We start from the raw sequence: 16,518 nt of genomic DNA on the forward strand, positions 1-16,518 counted from the left end.
TGTTGATTTCCACTGAGAGCTGACCCGGCACAGCCCGATATTTCCATTGAGAATTGACCCATGTTTCAACCGTCCCTCGCATGTTTTCAGCGGGGGCTCTGGAGTGATCGACATGGCGTTACTGAGCGTAATCCGGCGCTGGCATTTTCGAGAACATCTATCGATCCGGGAGATTTGCCGCAGGACCGGCCTATCCCGGAATACCATCCGCAAATATCTGCGTGCTGGCGGCGTAGAGCCGAAGTTCAGCATCCCGGAGCGGCCGAGCAAGCTTGATCCATTTGCGGATCGGTTATCGGCCTGGCTGAAGACGGAATCAAAGAAGGGCCGCAAGCAGAAGCGGACGATGAAGCAGTTACATGCTGACCTGGTCTGCCTCGGCTACGAGGGCTCCTACAATCGCGTGGCGGCATTTGCTCGGGAATGGCGGGATGATCGACAGAGGGAATTGCAGACGACGGGCCGCGGCACGTTTGTGCCCTTGGCGTTCGAGCCTGGTGAAGCCTTCCAGTTCGACTGGTCGGAAGATTGGGCGATCATCGGCAATGAGCGCACCAAGCTGCAGGTGGCGCATACGAAGCTGAGCTACTCCAGGGCTTTCATCGTCCGAGCCTATCTCCTGCAGACGCACGAGATGCTGTTCGACGCCCATAATCATGCGTTCCGCGTCTTCGGCGGCATTCCTGGCCGCGGCATCTACGACAACATGCGCACGGCAATCGATAGGGTCGGCCGTGGCAAGGAGCGCGACGTCAACGTCCGCTTCATGGCAATGGCCAGCCACTACCTGTTCGAGCCCGAGTTCTGCAATCCGGCCTCCGGCTGGGAGAAAGGACAGGTCGAGAAGAACGTTCAGGATGCCCGTCATCGCTTCTTCCAACCGGTTCCACGCTTTCCATCACTGGAAGCTCTGAACGACTGGCTGGAGCTTCGGTGCAAGGAGTTCTGGGCAAAGACCCCGCACGGCCAGATGCGCGGAACCATCGCCGACATCTGGACCGAGGAGGCTCAAGCTCTCATGCCCGTTTCCAGGCCGTTCGACGGATTTGTCGAATACACGAAGCGGGTCACACCAACCTGCCTCGTGCATCTGGAGCGCAACCGCTACAGCGTGCCTGCATCCTTCGCCAATCGTCCGGTGAGCCTTCGGGTCTATCCGGATCGTGTCGTCGTCGCCGCAGAAGGTCAGATCGTCTGTGAGCACCGCCGCGTCATCGATCGTTCCCATGACCGGCCGGGGCAGACCATCTACGACTGGCGACATTATCTGGCGGTCGTGCAGCGCAAACCCGGCGCCCTTCGCAATGGTGCTCCATTCGTCGAGCTTCCTGAAGCCTTCCGGACCTTGCAGCAATACCTGCTCAAGAAGCCCGGCGGCGACCGCGAGATGGTCGATATCCTGGCACTTGTTCTCCAGCACGACGAACAGGCAGTGCTCTCGGCCGTCGACATGGCGCTGAAGTCCGGTGTTCCAACCAAGACGCACGTGCTGAACCTGCTGCATCGCCTCGTCGACGGCAAAACCTTCACGCCGCCAACCCTCGACGCACCTCAGGCCCTGACGCTCACCAATGAGCCCAAGGCCAATGTCGAGCGATACGATACCTTGAGAAAGACGGAGGTTCGCCATGCGTCATAACCCGGCAAGCGGTGCTATCGTAATCATGCTGCGACAACTGAAGATGCATGGCATGGCCCATGCCGTCGGTGATCTGACCGAGCAGGGATCGCCGGCGTTCGAGGCTGCCATTCCGATACTGTCGCAGCTTCTCAAGGCGGAGACCGCGGAACGAGAGGTTCGATCAACGGCCTATCAGCTCAAAACCGCACGCTTTCCGGCCTACCGTGATCTGAACGGCTTCGACTTCGCCAGCAGCGAGATCAACGAGGCGCTCGTGCAACAGCTTCATCGCTGCGACTTCCTCAACGACGCAAACAACATCGTTCTGGTCGGCGGTCCCGGCACGGGCAAGACACATATCGCGACAGCAATCGGCGTCCAGGCCATCGAACATCACCATAAGCGCGTTCGGTTCTTCTCGACGGTCGAACTGGTCAACGCTCTCGAGCAAGAGAAGGCGCAGGGTCGGTCTGGGCAGATCGCTAATCGCCTCGTCCATTCCGATCTCGTGATCCTCGACGAGTTGGGATACCTGCCGTTCAGCGCCTCAGGCGGTGCATTGCTCTTCCATCTGCTGAGCAAACTCTACGAGCGCACCAGCGTCATCATCACCACCAACCTCAGCTTCAGCGAATGGGCCAGCGTGTTCGGCGACGCCAAGATGACCACCGCGCTGCTCGACCGGCTTACCCACCACTGCCACATCCTGGAAACCGGAAACGACAGCTTCCGCTTCAAGAACAGCTCGGCGCATGACACTAAAACAACGAAGGAGAAACGCAGGAACTTGACCACCACGACCAACACAAACGATACCTAAAGGCGGGTCACTTCTCGGTGGAAACGCCGGGTCAGCTCTCAGTGGAAATCAACACGCGCGCCAATCACCGCGTTTCCTATCCGGCCACGATCCAGCTTGTCGCGGCCATGAACCCGTGCCGCTGCGGCATGGCCGGCGAACCGGGGCATAGCTGCGCCCGCGGGCCGCGCTGCATGAGCGACTATCAGGGCCGCATCTCCGGCCCGCTGATGGATCGCATCGATATCCGCATCGACGTGCCGGCGGTCTCGGCCGCCGACCTCATCCGGCCGATGGCCGCCGAGCGCAGCGTCGACGTCGCGGCCCGGGTCGCGCGCGCCCGCGAAAGGCAGCTCGAGCGCTTCATCAGCTTTGGCATGGCAGGCGTCAGCACCAATGCCAGATGCTCGACCTCGATGATCGAGAAGTTCGCCGAACCGGATGCCGGCGGTCTTCAATTGCTGCGGGACGCGGCCGAACGGATGAGTTTTCCGCACGCGGCTATCATCGGGTCCTGAAAGTCGCGCGGACGCTCGCCGATCTCGACGAGAAGGTGACGGTAGGCCGCATTCATCTTGCCGAAGCCATTTCCTATCGCATCGCCGGCGAGCGCCTGACGGCGGCCGCGTAGGAAGACGTTGATCGCTAGATTTCGCGAGGAGGGCCGACTTCGTAACAGCTGAGGCTGCGGTCCCGGATCCCCAATTCCGGCCAAGTGGCGCGCCATGCGGCCAGGTGACTGGAGGCGAAATGGCGGTCGAGAGCCGCCTGATCGCGCCACCGTTCCTTCACATGAATAAGCCCCGCGTCGAAAACGTCCACCGCATAGCAATATTCCAGGCAGCCATCCTCGCCGTGACTGCCCTCCACCATGTGCCTCATCGCGACCCGAGCCATATCCAAATTCTCAGGCGGTAGGCGAATTGTTCCGACGATCAAAAGCATGAAATATCCAGGTTTGTGAATGTCTTACCCAAAGTCACGGGCATCGCATGCAAACCGTGTCTAGGCAAACGTTCGAATACCGCCGATCGTTGGCGGCTGCCGGCCCTCCCGCAAGCGCGCCGGTGACTATCCCGGCCATCGGACAGGCAGTGGTCAGCCGCCAAGCCCCTCGAACAACGCCGTCGAGAGATAGCGCTCCGCAAAGGACGGGATGATCACGACGATGGTCTTGCCTTCGTTCTCCGGTCGGCTGCCGACCTTGATCGCGGCGGCAAGGGCAGCACCCGAGGAGATGCCGACCGGTACGCCTTCAAGCCGCGCAACGAGGCGGGCGTTTTGAAAGGCCTCCTCATTGGTGACGGTGACGACTTCGTCGTAGATGTGGGTGTCGAGGATCTTTGGCGCAAAACCGGCGCCGATGCCCTGGATCTTATGGGGACCGGGGTTGCCGCCGGAAAGGATGGGAGAATCGGCCGGCTCGACGGCGATCACCTTGAGACCCGGCTTGCGGCTTTTAAGAACCTGCCCCGCGCCGGTGATTGTGCCGCCGGTTCCGATGCCGGAAACGAAGATATCGACCGCGCCCTCCGTGTCGTTCCAGATTTCCTCGGCCGTCGTCTTGCGGTGGATTTCCGGGTTGGCGGGGTTTTCGAACTGCTGCGGGATAACCGCGCCTGAGATCGTCGCGGCCAGTTCCTCGGCCTTGGCGATCGCGCCCTTCATGCCCTTGGCACCTTCGGTCAGCACCAGTTCTGCGCCGAGCAAAAGCAGCATCTTGCGGCGCTCGATCGACATGGTTTCCGGCATGGTCAGGATCAGCTTGTATCCCTTGGCGGCGGCCGCAAAGGCAAGTGCGATGCCGGTATTGCCGGACGTCGGCTCGACCAGCGTCGATTGTCCCGGCTTGATCCGCCCCTCGGCTTCGAGCGCTTCGATCATCGCAACGCCGATGCGATCCTTCACGGAGGCGATAGGATTGAAAAACTCGAGCTTGGCCAGAAGGTTGGCCTTAACGCCTGTTTCCTTCGCCAGCTTGTCGAGGCGAACGATCGGCGTATCGCCGATGGTTTCCGTGATCGACGCAAATACTCTGCCGCGGCCTGGCTTGCGGGTTTCGGACATGAGGCGCTCTCCCTGTTTGAATTGTTGGGACGGAGCATAGGGCAAATTTCGCCGCGAACCAGACCCGGTTCATGCAGCGAAACCGAAAGCAGTGGCAAAAATATCTGCGAGGTCGTTCGTGCGGGAAAGGTTTTTTCAGGCGGCGCGGGTGGCGATGAAGGCGGCCGTCCCCGCCAGAATGCTCGCGGCAACGCGGTTCAGCGCCTGCAATGCCCGTGGCTTCTTGAGCAGCGAGCGGGCGCGCGTGGCAAGCAGCATATAGGGAATGAGAACGACGAGCAGAACCACGAACGTCGCCGCCAGCAGCAACGCATAGTCACTGGCGCCAATAGCGCGGATGTCGATCAGCGTCGGCACCAGCGCGATATAGAAGAGCATGGTCTTCGGGTTGCCGAGGGTAACCAAGAGGCCGGAAAGGAACGCCATGCCGACACTGGAGGGTTTGCGCGCGGCTATATCCTGTCGCAGCAGACCGGCGGTCCAGAGCTTCCAGGCGATGTAGGCGAGGTAGGCAACGCCCGCATAGCGGATGACGATGAAGATCTCGCCGAAGGTCTGCGCCACGAAGGCCAGGCCGAGAATGACCGCCGTGAGGTAAGTCATGTCGCCGAGCACGAGGCCGAGGCCCATGAAGAAGGTCTCGCGGAAACCCGCTCCGAGCGCGCGCGCGACGATCGCCGTGATCCCGGGACCGGGAATTGCGGCCGCGATGAAAAGTGCGCCGCAGTAGGCAAGCAGGGTCGTGGCGGTCATGAGCGAGCTCCTTTCGGGCGGTAATTACACCTCGGAGCGACGGGATTCAAGGCGATTGCTGAGGCTAGCAAGGAAGCCGGCCGCATAGGGCCGGCTGATAACTCCAAATGCTTTTCAGCTCGGCTCATTGGAAAGCGCGCCGCGCTTGCGGCGGGGGTGCGGAATGGTCCAGCCGAGATTCATGCCGGCCGCCGCAACCAGGATCACCGCCGAGCCGAGGATCTGCACGGGCTGCAGCGCGTGGTGGAAGGCGATGCGATCGACCAGGATCGCGGCGATCGGATAGATGAAGGAGAGCGCCCCGGTCAGATGCGTCGGCAGCTTCTGGATCGCGCCGTAAAGTAGCACGTACATGAGACCGGTGTGCACGATGCCGAGGGTTAGCAACATCGACCACGGGCTCGTGCCCTGAGGCAGGCCGGAGAAGCTGGTCATCGGCGCCAGCATCACAATGCCGGTCGAGACCTGGATGAGCGCGATCAGATGCGGCGGTGTGCCCTTCAGCCATTTCGCGGCGAGCGCTGCCAGCGCATAAAAGAAGGCGGCGCCGACGGCCATGAGGATGCCGAGCGCGTAGTCCCCGCCGCCGCTTGCCGCCGCCGGCTTGGCCGCGACGATCGCGATCATGCCTGCAAAGGCAAGCCCCAGCCAGAAGAGCTTGGCGGCGGTGATGCGCTCGCCGAGGAAAAGCGCGCCGAGGCCCAGGAGCATAAAGGGTTGGGTGTTGTAGACCGTCGTGGAAATCGCAATCGAAGCATGCGCGTAGGACGCGAAAAGCAGCAGCCAGTTCAGGACGATGGCAATGCCGCCGAGAACGGCGATGACGACGGCGCGCCGGGTGATGATGCCGCGACGAAACAGCCCAAGCGACCAGCAGATGAGAAGAAGCGTCAGCGCACCGAAGACGCATCGCCAGAAGACGACCGCCGCGACGGGCGCGCCGGACATCACCACGAACCAGCCGATCGTGCCGGAAATCAGCATGGCGCCGGTCATTTCCGCCGTGCCTCTTCTTATCTCGCCTTGCATCGTCGCTCTCCTTCTTGGTGATGAGAATATTGCGGCGATCAGGGGATTGATATATGTTTTATAATAGAGAAATGGGAAGTATCCTTACATCCAAAGGCAAGACAATGTTATCACCTAATATGGCATCGAGCCTGGATGATCTCGACCAGGCCATGCTCGAAGCCCTTGCTGCCAATGCGCGCATATCGCTGAAAGAGCTCGCCCAGGCCGTCGGTTTGTCGTCACCGAGTGCCGCGGAACGCCTGCGGCGGCTGGAGGAGCGTGGCGTCGTCAAGGCCTTCACCATCGATGTCGATCCGGCGGCGGTCGGCTATCCGTTGCAGGCGATCGTCAGGGTGCGGCCGTTGCCCGGCCAGCTGCACATCATCGAGCGCATTATTCAGGACACGCCGGAATTCATCGAATGCGACAAGGTAACGGGCGACGATTGCTTCATCGGCCGCCTCGTGGTGCGTTCGATGGCCGATCTCGACGACATTCTGGACAGGATCGCGGAGCGGGCGGAGACCAACACCTCTATGATCAAATCCTCGCCGGTCAAGCGTCGCCTGCCGCCGCTCTCTCGAAAAAAGTAGGCATCAGAAATCCGCCATCGGCGAAAGCATGGCCGGGTGGTCGAGCAGCACGCCGTCGAGCCCGCGCAGCATCAATCGCGTATCGCCCTCCAACGGCATTGCCTCGCCCGACCAGCCAAGCTTGTCGGGCCGGAAACGCGTTTCCGCGATTGCCGGGCTGATCCCCAAGCTCCCGAGGATAGCCGCAAGTGAAGGGATTTCCGGGGCGACGACGTCAAGGAGGCAGAAATGCTCCGCCGCCGGCATCGTCCAGGCGACGGCGGCCATGTGGTCGGGGAGATAGCTCACACGCGCGTCGGGATTGAACTCGGTATTGATGAGAAACATCGCCGCGTTGGCGGCAACGGCAAAGGTTTCGGAAACCGGCGTGCGGCGACTGAGCAGATCCCGGAGCGTCGCGAGATCTGTGGCGTCGCGAGGCGACAGTCGCTGCGCGGGCATGCCCGCGACCGCGTCGGGCGCCTCGCCCTCATAGCGGTGCAGGGCGAGCGAACGGAAACCGTAGGGTTCGTAGAGCGCCGGCTTGTCGGTATAGAGGATAATCGCCTCGAACCCCTGCGCCTCGCACCACGCCAGCGCCTTCGTCGTTACATCACGATAGAGGCCGCGACCGCGCCAGGGCGGACGCACCGCGCCGGACTGGAAGGCTGCGGCATTGATCCGCCGGCCGTTGACGACGAGCGGCATCGCGAAGGCCGTGAGATTGGCTGCCAGCACGCCATCGGCGGTAAACCAGCCGAACGGCATGCTGGTCGGATCCGGTCCGCCGAGCTCGCGAAGCGGATCGATATCGATACCGAATGTGTCGTGAAGCAGCGAGACGAGTGCCGCCCAGTCCGAGGGGTCGTCAAAATGGTTCTGCCGGAAAGTCAGGCCCGTGGCATCGGCGCGGCTCATTGGCCCGTGGAGCCGAAACCGCCGGCGCCGCGTTTCGTTTCGGTTGCCTCTCCAATCTCGGCAATCCGCGCCTGGATCGCGGGCGCGATCACCATTTGGGCGATGCGCATGCCCCGGGAGATCTCGAAAGGCTCTTCGCCGAGGTTGACGAGGATCACCTTGACCTCGCCGCGATAGTCGCTGTCGATCGTGCCGGGGGTATTGAGGCAGGTGATGCCGTGCTTGAAGGCAAGGCCGGAGCGCGGTCGGACCTGCCCCTCATAGCCCGCCGGGATTTCGAAAACGAATCCGGTCGGCACCAGCGCTCGCTTTCCGGGCTGAAGCGTGAGGGGCGCGCCGTCCTCCGTGGCGGCACGAAGGTCCATGCCGGCGGCACCCGCCGTCTCATAGGCCGGCAGATCGAGACCTGCCGCGTGCGGCAGGCGGACAAGGTTCAAGGTCGGGCGGATGTCGGCGGTCAGGGTCATGCTGCATTACTTTGCGCGAGTGGAGCCGAGGTCAATTGCAATTGTGGGCCTTAAACGCTAGATACGCGCCAATTCCACAGGATTCACATCATGGCCGAAAGTCTCGCCGAGGCGGTCTCCCGCCGCCGCACATTCGCTATTATCGCGCACCCGGACGCGGGTAAGACGACGCTCACCGAAAAGCTGCTGCTCTTCGGTGGCGCGATTCAGCTCGCCGGCGAAGTCAAGGCCAAGAAGGACCGCATGCAGACGCGCTCCGACTGGATGAAGATCGAGCGCGAACGCGGCATCTCGGTCGTCACCTCCGTGATGACGTTCGAATACAACGACAATGTCTTCAACATTCTCGACACGCCCGGTCACGAAGACTTCGCGGACGATACCTATCGCACGCTGACCGCCGTCGACGCGGCCGTCATGGTCATCGACGCCGCCAAGGGTATCGAGCCTCGGACGCTGAAACTCTTCGAAGTCTGCCGCATGCGCGACATTCCGATCATCACCTTCATTAATAAGATGGACCGCGAAAGCCGCGATCCGTTCGAGATCCTTGATGAGGTCGAGGAGAAGCTGGCGCTCGACACAGCGCCCATTACCTGGCCGATCGGCCGCTCGAAGACTTTTTGCGGCACCTATCACCTGGCGAGGAACGAGGTGCGCTCGTTGGACACGCAGGAGGTCATGACCAAGGTGACCGATCCCGAGATGGTTTCCCATCGCCTGCCCGAGAACGAGCGCGACGCCTTCACCGAGGAAACGATGCTGGCGATCGAGGCCTGCAAGCCGTTCGACAGGAAGGCCTTCCTGGAAGGGCACCTGACGCCCGTCTTCTTCGGCTCGGCCCTGCGCAATTTCGGCGTTCGCGATCTCATCGACGCGCTTGGCGAAATTGCGCCGCCGCCGCGTGACCAGGTGGCAGACATCCGCACCGTCCAGGCGACCGACGACAAGATGACGGCCTTCGTCTTCAAGATCCAGGCGAATATGGATCCGAACCACCGCGACCGCATCGCCTTTGCCCGCATCTGCTCCGGCAAGCTCGAGCGCGGCATGAAGGCCCGCCTGTCGCGCACCGGCAAGCTGCTCGGCCTGACGGCGCCGCAGTTCTTCTTCGCCTCGCAGCGGCAGCTCGCCGACACGGCCTACGCCGGCGACGTGGTCGGCATTCCCAATCATGGGACGCTGAGGATCGGCGATACGCTGACGGAGGGCGAACCCCTCGTCTTCCAGGGCGTGCCAAACTTCTCGCCGGAAATCCTGCGTCGCGTGCGGCTGGAGGACGCGATGAAGGCGAAGAAGCTGAAGGAAGCGCTGCACCAGATGGCGGAAGAGGGCGTAGTACAGCTCTTTTCGCCGGAAGACGGCTCGCCTGCGATCGTCGGCGTCGTCGGTGCGCTGCAGCTCGACGTTCTGAAGGAGCGGCTGATGGCGGAATACGGCTTGCCGGTCTCTTTCGAAATGTCGCGCTTTTCGGTCTGCCGCTGGATCTCGGCCGATCAGTCCGCCGATCTCGACAAATTCATCAACGCGCGTCGCGGCGATATCGCCCGCGATCTCGACAACGACCCTGTGTTCCTGGCGCAGGACAGCTTCTCGCTGCGCTACGAGTCGGAGCGCTACCCGGCGATCAAGATGGCCGCGCTCAAGGAATATCACGCCGTCAAGGCGGCGTGATTTCCAACGGGATCATGTCCTTCGACTGACGTCGCGCGCCGGATTGCCGACCACGGTCGTGTTCTCGGCGACGTCGCGAGTGACGATGGCTCCGGCGCCGATGATCGCTCTGTCGCCGATCGTCACGCCGCTAAGGATGATGGCGCCGCCGCCGATCCAGACGTCGGCGCCGATCTCCACCGGTCCGGCGATTTCGAGCCCGCCGCGTCGCAAGGCCGGATCCTTGTGGTGCTCTGAGCAATAGATCTGTACGCCGGGCCCGAGCATCGACGCGTTGCCGATGCGCACGCGCGCCGTGTCGAGGATCGTACAGCCGGCGTTGAGATAGACCCGGCTCCCCAGGCTGATGTTCATGCCGTAGGCGCAGTGAAACGGCGCCTCGATGAAGGCGTCCGCTGCTGCGTCGGCGAAAAGCGACAAGAGGGCGGGCGCGATGTTGCCGCGCTCCGCCGGGGCCAAGGTGTTGTGCTGGTGAACCGCCGCGCGGGCCTTCATGCGCAGGGCGTCGAGTTCGGGATCGAGGCAGCAATACCATTCCCCCGCCGCCATCTTGTCTCTTTCGCTGGCCGTCAAGATCGAACCTCGCAAGTCGTGGTTATTCCGGAGCCCGCGACCATGCATCATCGGCCCGCCTGTCCGCAAGGCGCCTGAAACGCTCGAAGCCCATGGAGCAGACGCGTGCACGAAACGCGGAAATCCGCTATCCATTGGCGAAATCTGTCGTCGGCTGTCTGCCCAACGCGGAAACGTTGGGCTAGCTTGCGCAGAAATCGTCGCGGCTGAGGGAGTTAGGCCTGTCCATGGAGTACTCTGTCATCCCGCAAGCCGTCAGCGTCATTCAAGTGGCTCTGACCCCGGTCTTCCTGCTCGCCGGGACAGCCGGCTGTCTCAACGTCTTCGCACAGCGGCTGGCGCGCGTGTCGGATCGGGTGAACAGGCTTTTCGATGTGCTGCAGGGCGAAGAGAATTTGGATGCCGCGCGGGTGCGCCAACTCACCGAACTGCGCCGCCGGACGCTGGCGCTGGAAGGGGCGGTCATCCTCGGCACCATGTCGGGCGTCTTCACCTGCCTTGCGACGCTCGGGCTCCTGATCGGCGCCATCCGGCAGGAATTCCGCGAGCAAATCCTGCTCTGGTTCTTTGGTGCCGCGGTCGTCGCCCTGATCGGCTCGTTCGTGGCCTTCCTCGTCGAGATGATCATCACCGGGCGGGCCATGCTCAGGCAGATAGAGAACGATCGCGAGATCCGGCGGCGGCATCGCGGCGCGGTCGCGGCCCGTAAGCACACCAAACGCGCGGACGATTCCGGACAGCAAAAGGGGCCGCGCTAGGCGGCCCCCCATGAGTTTTGGCCCTGTGACTGGACCGGACCGTCAAAACGGTCCCAGGAAGGCTGGTCTTTTACGAGGGCTGCCTCGCCATCGACACCACTTCCAAGTCTGCCACGAGGTCCGAAATCTCATTAGACATTGGATCACCTTCCTTTCGTTCTGTTGATGTTGAGTTGAATGTAAGGACATTCCGGCAGGATGCAAGGGTCGCGTCAGGCGGGATTGCCGGCGCGGCGATCCGCCGCGGCGATCGGGCTTGCCCGCGGCCCGGCAAGGATCACCTGCCAGACGCGTTTGTTCTCGAAGCTCTGGCGGGCAACGAAAGTGTAGCCGGTTCTGTCCCAACGTCGGACGCTGCCGGAGAGATTGTCGAGCACATAGTCGCCGCTGCCGACCCGTGCCATCAAGACGACGTGGTTGCCGCCGCTGCGGTCGAGAACGACCGTCATCGCTAGCCTGTCGGAGCGGAAGCCCGCGTCCATCAGTGTCTTCTTCTTCATCAACGCATAATCCTCGCAGTCGCCCTTTCCCGCCGTCGGCAGCGACCAGTCGTCCTTTTTGCCCTTGGTGGAACGGTCGTCGGCGGGTTTGACGGCGGCATTTACCTCGGAGTTGACGCGCGTAAGGAGCGCAAAGGCATCCGTGTCGCCCATCGCGCGGCCGGGGCGGTTGTTGCAGAGCCACTGATAGCGATGACATGCCGAAACGAAGGCGACCGGCGCGCCGATCGTGCGGACTGGCTGCAGCAGGGACGCGGCAAACCCCGTCCCCTCGGATGTCAGCAGCGTGGCAACCGCAAAAGCGGCGATGCGAAGTGGGTACATCAGAGAGCCTCCGGCGGATCTCGCACTCGCCTAAAGATGAGAATCCTGTCCGCTATTTTGCCGGCAATCTACTCCGGAATGGTTAAGTCGGTCACTCGAAACGCTGCACCTGGAGTAGGTCTGAATATTTTCAGTCAAATGGACGGTCGCGACGACTCTGCATTAGTTAACAAACAATTAAGCGTCACCCGGAGGAGCGCTGATTTCAACAAAATGCACCGGGAGAGGAAGCGACATGAAACAGTATGGCGTACTTATCGCTGCCAGCGTCACTATTCTACTTGCAGGAACCAGTCTCGTAAGCGCTCAATCGGCGGTTGATTGCACCAATGCATCACCAGGCACTGCCGAGGCAATTCTTTGCCAGGCGACAGCGACCATCAACACGAAACAAAACGACACAGAACAAGGCACGCGCGCATAACGCCGGCGGCAATAGAGGCAGCAACGGCAACGCCGGTAACTCTGCCTCCAACAACAATAACGCCGGCGGCGGCAGCGAGTCCAGCAGCAACGTCTCCGGCGGCAGCAATTCCGGCGACGGCGGAAGCGGCAGCGGTGGCGGGGGAGTAAAAGACGGCGGAAGCAACGGCGGCGGCGGCGATGACGACGGCGAAGGTGGCGACGACGACGGCGGCAATGGGGGTCACCACGGCGGACATCATGGCCATGGACATGACCATGGCGGTAAGGACCACGGCGGCAAGGACCACGGTGGTAAGGAACACGGTGGTAAGGATCATGGTGGCAAAGACCATGGTGGCAAGGACCATGGCGGCAAGGACCACGGCGGTAAGGACCACGGCGGTAAGGACCATGGCGGTAAGGACCACGACGGTAAGGGTCACGACGGCGGTGGCCGCGGCGACCACGACCATAGCGGCAAGGGCCATGACGGTCACGGCGGCCGCGACGGTGGAAAAGGGCATAGCGACGGCGGCGGCAAGGGCAACAACCATGACGGCCGTGGCGATCATGACCACGGTAGCAAGGGCCATGGCGGCAGYGAGCATGCCGGCCACAACGGYGGCAAGGGCAACGACCATGGTGGTCGCGGCGACGGCGGCGGCCGCGGCGGTCATGACCAAGGAGGTCGCGATCATGGTGGTAGCGAGCATGCCAGCCATCAAGGCGGCAATGGCCGTGGCGGCGTAGGCGGTCACGGTGATCACGGCGACGGAGGCCACGGCAACGGAGGCCGCGGCGGCGACGGCGGCGGCCACAACGGCAAGGGCGGCGGTAACGGCGACGGTGGACGTGGCAGCAACGGTGGCGGCGCTGGAGGCCATGGTGACGGAGGTCGCGGCAGTGACGGCAGCGGCAACGGCGGTAAGGGCGGCGGTAACGGCGACGGCGGACGCGGCAACAATAGTGGTGGTGCTGGCGGTAACGGCGATGGCGGACGCGGCAACAATGGCGGCGGCAGCGGCGGTCACGGTAGCCAGGGCGACGGCGGACGCGGCGGAGACAGCGGCAGCAAGGGCCATGATGGCGGTAATGGCTCCAAAGGTGGCGACGGCGGCGGTCGTGGTGATCAGGGTGGCTCTGGTGGCGAAAACAAGGGCCAGGGCGGCGACAACGGTGCGGGAGCCGGCAGCGGTTCCGGCGACGGCCACAACAACAACAACGGTTCTGGCGAAGGCAAGGGTCAGGACGGCGGCCACAACGATCCCAAAGGCGACAACAACGGCAATGGCGACAGCAAGGGCCATTCCGGCGATGGCGGCAAGGGCGGCGGATCCGACGACGGCAAGGGCAGCAACGGCGGTGATGACGGCAAGGGCCGGACCGGCGGCGATGACGGCCACAACGACAACCAGGGCGACTCAGGTGAGGTCAAGGGCCATGGCGGTTCCGGAAATAACCAGGGCGGCAATGGTAACCACGGTAGCCACAGGTAACCCGCGACGCGGGATCTAGAGTAATTCCCGGAAAAGCGGAAAAACGGTTTTCCATCCGGAATTGTGAAAAGCAAGCAGATAGATCCAAACTTCCGACGCCCTCTACCAACAGGCAGGGGGCGAGTGGATAAAAAGTCCGACTTCGTCGGCGACAAAGCCCGGTACGCAGCCGGGCTTTGTCGTTTTCGCGCTGCGCGGAGCTGTCTTGATCTGGCCTTGATCAAGGTCGCCTTGGCTGCAGCGATGTCATGAATGCGCGACCGCACGGAAAGAGCCTGGAATTGCAGTCATCTATGCGAAAGTTAAGGAGTTTCTTACTCATTCCGATCAATAATCGTCCACGATTTCGACATGGTTCCCCTCCAGACGGAGCGGGAACAGGAGTGGAAGAATCATGTGTCGCTGGGCAGCCTATCGCGGAGATCCCCTCTATCTGGAGGAGCTGGTTTCTTCGCCCGCCCATTCCCTCATAGAACAGTCCCACTGCGCCACTCGGGCCAAGACGCAGACCAACGGCGATGGCTTCGGAATTGCCTGGTATGGAGAGCGGCCGGAGCCCGGCCGTTACCGCGACATCCTGCCTGCCTGGGCGGATTGCAACCTGAAGAGTCTCGCGCGGCAGATCCGCTCGCCGCTCTTTCTCGCCCATGTCCGCGCAGCGACCGGCGGCGGCACGCGGCGGGACAATTGCCATCCTTTCGTGCATGGCAACTGGTCGTTCATGCACAACGGCCAGATCGCCGATTTCGAGCGGCTGCGCCGCCGCCTTGAAGCCACGCTCGACGACGAGCTTTTCACCGCCCGCGCGGGCTCGACGGATTCGGAACTCATCTTCCTCCTGGCTCTGCAGTTCGGCCTTGCCGCCGATCCGATCCGCGCCATGGCCGAAACGATCGGCTTTGTCGAAGCGGTGGCAACCGAAGTCACGGGTTCGGCGCTACTGCGCTTTACCGCTGCATTTTCCGACGGGCAGGGGCTCTATGCCATTCGCTATGCCACCGACGAAAAGCCGCCGACGCTCTATGCGTCTCCGCTCTGCAACGGCCGTGGACATTGCCTGGTCTCGGAACCGCTGACCGACGACGTCGATGCCTGGGCAGAGATACCGAACGGCAGCGCCGTCGCCGTCACCGGGGACGGCATCGAGGTCATGAGCTTTCGGCCGCAGAAGCCGGGTATTCGCAGTCGCATCGAGCCGGTCGCTATTCCTGCCTGAGGCGATCGGCAATCAGGCTGGCGAGCCTTGTCGCGACTTCGTTCTTGTCCATCTCCGGCCATTGCTCGATGCCGTCGTGGCCGATGATCTTCACCGTGTTGCGCGTGCCGCCCATGATGCCGGTTGCCGACGAGACGTCGTTGGCGACGATCAGATCCGCCCCTTTACGCTCGAGCTTGGCGCGAGCATTGCTTTCGACATGCTCCGTCTCGGCTGCGAAGCCGACGACGAGTTTAGGGCGGAGCGTATGATGCCCAACGGTCCTGAGGATATCCGGGTTTTCGGTGAGCGCGAGCGTTGGAATGGATTCGCCGGGATGCTTCTTGATTTTCTGGTCGGCGGCCGAGGCCACCCGCCAATCGGCAACGGCTGCCACCATTACCGCGATATCGGCGGGAAGGGCTGAGAGAACCGCGTCCCGCATTTCGTCCGCCCGTTCGACATGCAGCGTCCTGACGCCAACGGGATCAGCGATGGTGACGGGGCCGGACACGAGCGTGACGTCGGCGCCGAGTGCCGCGAGCGCCGCGGCGATCGCATGGCCCTGCCGGCCCGAAGAGCGGTTGGCGATATAGCGCACAGGGTCGATCGGCTCGTGCGTCGGGCCCGAGGTCACGATCGCCTTCCGGCCAAGGAGCGGCTTCGGCCCCTCGTCAAGCAGGGTTTCGACAGCCGCGACAATGTCGAGCGGCTCGGCCATGCGGCCAAGCCCCGCCTCGCGGCTTTCGGCCATCTCGCCGGCCATCGGACCGACGAAACGAATGCCGTCGCGTCTCAGGAATTCGATGTTTCGGCGTGTTGCCGGATGCGCCCACATTCTGGGGTTCATCGCGGGGGCGGCAACGACCGGGCGATCTGTTGCGAGAAGCACCGTCGAAGCCAGATCGTCGGCGAGACCGTTTGCCATTTTCGCGAGAAGATCAGCCGTCGCCGGCGCGATCAGCACCAGATCGCAGTCGCGCGCCAGCCGGATATGGCCTACATCCTGCTCGTCCTGGCGCGAAAAAAGGTCGGTGAAGACGTGATCGGCGGCAAGTGCGCCGACGGCAAGCGATGTTACGAACTCCTGGGCGCCCGACGTCATCACCGGCCGCACCGCCGCACCGCGGTCACGCAGCCGGCGGATGAGATCGAGGCTCTTATAGGCTGCGATGCCGCCAGAGATGATGAGAAGGATGCGCTTGCCGCCGAGGGTCATGGTCTTTGTCCGTCGTTTGCCGTTGCCTCGCAGCCTAGCGCATAAGCGAAGGAATCGAAATCGCTTTCGGAAAGGATGCCACGCAAGTTCAACGTCTTAGACCGCAACCGCCGCACGCTCGGTTCGCGGGCGCTCAGTCGGTGAAAGATGCATCCGGTTTGGGGGC

At 62.7% G+C, this 16,518-nt stretch carries 16 protein-coding genes and 1 pseudogene; 7 read left to right on the forward strand and 10 right to left on the reverse strand.

Annotation, left to right across the window (positions count from 1 at the left end; genetic code table 11):
- Positions 1–112 precede the first annotated feature (112 nt).
- From istA to AB4048_RS12820, 3 genes and pseudogenes are all read left to right on the forward strand, one after another.
- The gene (istA, locus tag AB4048_RS12810; RefSeq protein ID WP_442202346.1) at positions 113–1,639 is read left to right on the forward strand and encodes an IS21 family transposase; all 1,527 of its coding nucleotides are present in this window, start codon (positions 113–115) and stop codon (positions 1,637–1,639) included.
- The gene (gene istB, locus AB4048_RS12815; RefSeq protein ID WP_442202347.1) at positions 1,629–2,441 is read left to right on the forward strand and encodes an IS21-like element helper ATPase IstB; all 813 of its coding nucleotides are present in this window, start codon (positions 1,629–1,631) and stop codon (positions 2,439–2,441) included. Before istA ends, istB begins: the two co-directional genes overlap by 11 nt.
- Before the next feature lie 107 nt (positions 2,442–2,548).
- Positions 2,549–3,051 (forward strand): annotated as a pseudogene (locus AB4048_RS12820) (ATP-binding protein).
- 14 nt (positions 3,052–3,065) lie between these two features.
- Here the strand turns inward: AB4048_RS12820 and AB4048_RS12825 are convergent.
- From AB4048_RS12825 to AB4048_RS12840, 4 genes are all read right to left on the reverse strand, one after another.
- Positions 3,066–3,365 (reverse strand): putative quinol monooxygenase, encoded by a 300-nt coding sequence (locus AB4048_RS12825; protein WP_442202348.1) that lies wholly within the window; start codon positions 3,363–3,365, stop codon positions 3,066–3,068.
- A 153-nt stretch (positions 3,366–3,518) separates the two neighbouring features.
- Positions 3,519–4,487, reverse strand: a complete 969-nt coding sequence (cysK, locus tag AB4048_RS12830; RefSeq protein WP_442202349.1) for a cysteine synthase A — start codon at positions 4,485–4,487, stop codon at positions 3,519–3,521.
- A 135-nt stretch (positions 4,488–4,622) separates the two neighbouring features.
- A complete protein-coding gene (locus AB4048_RS12835) occupies positions 4,623–5,240 on the reverse strand; it encodes a LysE family translocator (RefSeq protein ID WP_442202350.1) in 618 nt (205 codons plus the stop codon).
- 114 nt (positions 5,241–5,354) lie between these two features.
- Positions 5,355–6,269: a DMT family transporter gene (locus AB4048_RS12840; RefSeq protein WP_442202351.1), complete on the reverse strand. Its 915-nt coding sequence runs from the start codon at positions 6,267–6,269 to the stop codon at positions 5,355–5,357.
- Between the two features lie 104 nt (positions 6,270–6,373).
- Here AB4048_RS12840 and AB4048_RS12845 point away from each other — a divergent pair, with 104 nt between their 5' ends.
- Positions 6,374–6,844, forward strand: a complete 471-nt coding sequence (locus AB4048_RS12845; RefSeq protein WP_442202352.1) for an Lrp/AsnC family transcriptional regulator — start codon at positions 6,374–6,376, stop codon at positions 6,842–6,844.
- 3 nt (positions 6,845–6,847) lie between these two features.
- Here the strand turns inward: AB4048_RS12845 and AB4048_RS12850 are convergent, their stop codons facing one another.
- Positions 6,848–7,741, reverse strand: coding sequence for a GNAT family N-acetyltransferase (locus AB4048_RS12850; protein ID WP_442202353.1), 894 nt, complete (start codon positions 7,739–7,741; stop codon positions 6,848–6,850).
- Entirely contained in the window at positions 7,738–8,208 is a 471-nt protein-coding gene (gene dut / locus AB4048_RS12855; RefSeq protein WP_442202354.1) for a dUTP diphosphatase, read from the reverse strand. Before dut ends, AB4048_RS12850 begins: the two co-directional genes overlap by 4 nt.
- Before the next feature lie 90 nt (positions 8,209–8,298).
- On the opposite strand from dut, the gene AB4048_RS12860 reads away from it, so the two are divergent.
- Entirely contained in the window at positions 8,299–9,882 is a 1,584-nt protein-coding gene (locus AB4048_RS12860) for a peptide chain release factor 3 (protein WP_442202355.1), read from the forward strand.
- A 12-nt stretch (positions 9,883–9,894) separates the two neighbouring features.
- Here the strand turns inward: AB4048_RS12860 and AB4048_RS12865 are convergent, their stop codons facing one another.
- Positions 9,895–10,455 carry a sugar O-acetyltransferase gene (locus AB4048_RS12865; RefSeq protein WP_442202356.1) on the reverse strand — a complete coding sequence of 187 codons (561 nt, stop codon included), beginning with the start codon at positions 10,453–10,455 and terminating at the stop codon, positions 9,895–9,897.
- A 227-nt stretch (positions 10,456–10,682) separates the two neighbouring features.
- Here AB4048_RS12865 and AB4048_RS12870 point away from each other — a divergent pair, with 227 nt between their 5' ends.
- Positions 10,683–11,213 (forward strand): DUF2721 domain-containing protein, encoded by a 531-nt coding sequence (locus tag AB4048_RS12870; RefSeq protein WP_442202357.1) that lies wholly within the window; start codon positions 10,683–10,685, stop codon positions 11,211–11,213.
- A gap of 212 nt (positions 11,214–11,425) precedes the next feature.
- On the opposite strand, the gene AB4048_RS12875 is transcribed toward AB4048_RS12870, so the two are convergent.
- Together AB4048_RS12875 and AB4048_RS12880 are read right to left on the reverse strand one after the other, a co-directional pair.
- Positions 11,426–12,037, reverse strand: a complete 612-nt coding sequence (locus tag AB4048_RS12875) for a transglutaminase-like cysteine peptidase (protein ID WP_442202358.1) — start codon at positions 12,035–12,037, stop codon at positions 11,426–11,428.
- Positions 12,038–12,417: 380 nt separating this feature from the next.
- Positions 12,418–13,845 carry a hypothetical protein gene (locus AB4048_RS12880; RefSeq protein ID WP_442202359.1) on the reverse strand — a complete coding sequence of 476 codons (1,428 nt, stop codon included), beginning with the start codon at positions 13,843–13,845 and terminating at the stop codon, positions 12,418–12,420.
- Positions 13,846–14,332: 487 nt separating this feature from the next.
- On the opposite strand from AB4048_RS12880, the gene AB4048_RS12885 reads away from it, so the two are divergent.
- Positions 14,333–15,154, forward strand: a complete 822-nt coding sequence (locus tag AB4048_RS12885) for a class II glutamine amidotransferase (protein ID WP_442202360.1) — start codon at positions 14,333–14,335, stop codon at positions 15,152–15,154.
- On the opposite strand, the gene coaBC is transcribed toward AB4048_RS12885, so the two are convergent.
- Complete coding sequence (gene coaBC, locus AB4048_RS12890) at positions 15,141–16,352, reverse strand: bifunctional phosphopantothenoylcysteine decarboxylase/phosphopantothenate--cysteine ligase CoaBC (RefSeq protein WP_442202361.1); 1,212 nt, start codon at positions 16,350–16,352, stop codon at positions 15,141–15,143. The genes AB4048_RS12885 and coaBC overlap by 14 nt on opposite strands.
- Positions 16,353–16,518 lie beyond the last annotated feature (166 nt).

Source organism: Rhizobium sp. RAF56 (genome assembly GCF_052113965.1).
GTDB lineage: Bacteria > Pseudomonadota > Alphaproteobacteria > Rhizobiales > Rhizobiaceae > Rhizobium.

Coding starts and splice junctions, on each gene's coding strand:
- istA (WP_442202346.1), top strand. CDS start 113: ATGGCGTTACTGAGCGTAATCCGGCGCTGGCATTTTCGAGAACATCTA.
- istB (WP_442202347.1), top strand. CDS start 1,629: ATGCGTCATAACCCGGCAAGCGGTGCTATCGTAATCATGCTGCGACAA.
- AB4048_RS12825 (WP_442202348.1), bottom strand. CDS start 3,365: ATGCTTTTGATCGTCGGAACAATTCGCCTACCGCCTGAGAATTTGGAT.
- cysK (WP_442202349.1), bottom strand. CDS start 4,487: ATGTCCGAAACCCGCAAGCCAGGCCGCGGCAGAGTATTTGCGTCGATC.
- AB4048_RS12835 (WP_442202350.1), bottom strand. CDS start 5,240: ATGACCGCCACGACCCTGCTTGCCTACTGCGGCGCACTTTTCATCGCG.
- AB4048_RS12840 (WP_442202351.1), bottom strand. CDS start 6,269: ATGCAAGGCGAGATAAGAAGAGGCACGGCGGAAATGACCGGCGCCATG.
- AB4048_RS12845 (WP_442202352.1), top strand. CDS start 6,374: ATGTTATCACCTAATATGGCATCGAGCCTGGATGATCTCGACCAGGCC.
- AB4048_RS12850 (WP_442202353.1), bottom strand. CDS start 7,741: ATGAGCCGCGCCGATGCCACGGGCCTGACTTTCCGGCAGAACCATTTT.
- dut (WP_442202354.1), bottom strand. CDS start 8,208: ATGACCCTGACCGCCGACATCCGCCCGACCTTGAACCTTGTCCGCCTG.
- AB4048_RS12860 (WP_442202355.1), top strand. CDS start 8,299: ATGGCCGAAAGTCTCGCCGAGGCGGTCTCCCGCCGCCGCACATTCGCT.
- AB4048_RS12870 (WP_442202357.1), top strand. CDS start 10,683: ATGGAGTACTCTGTCATCCCGCAAGCCGTCAGCGTCATTCAAGTGGCT.
- AB4048_RS12875 (WP_442202358.1), bottom strand. CDS start 12,037: ATGTACCCACTTCGCATCGCCGCTTTTGCGGTTGCCACGCTGCTGACA.
- AB4048_RS12885 (WP_442202360.1), top strand. CDS start 14,333: ATGTGTCGCTGGGCAGCCTATCGCGGAGATCCCCTCTATCTGGAGGAG.
- coaBC (WP_442202361.1), bottom strand. CDS start 16,352: ATGACCCTCGGCGGCAAGCGCATCCTTCTCATCATCTCTGGCGGCATC.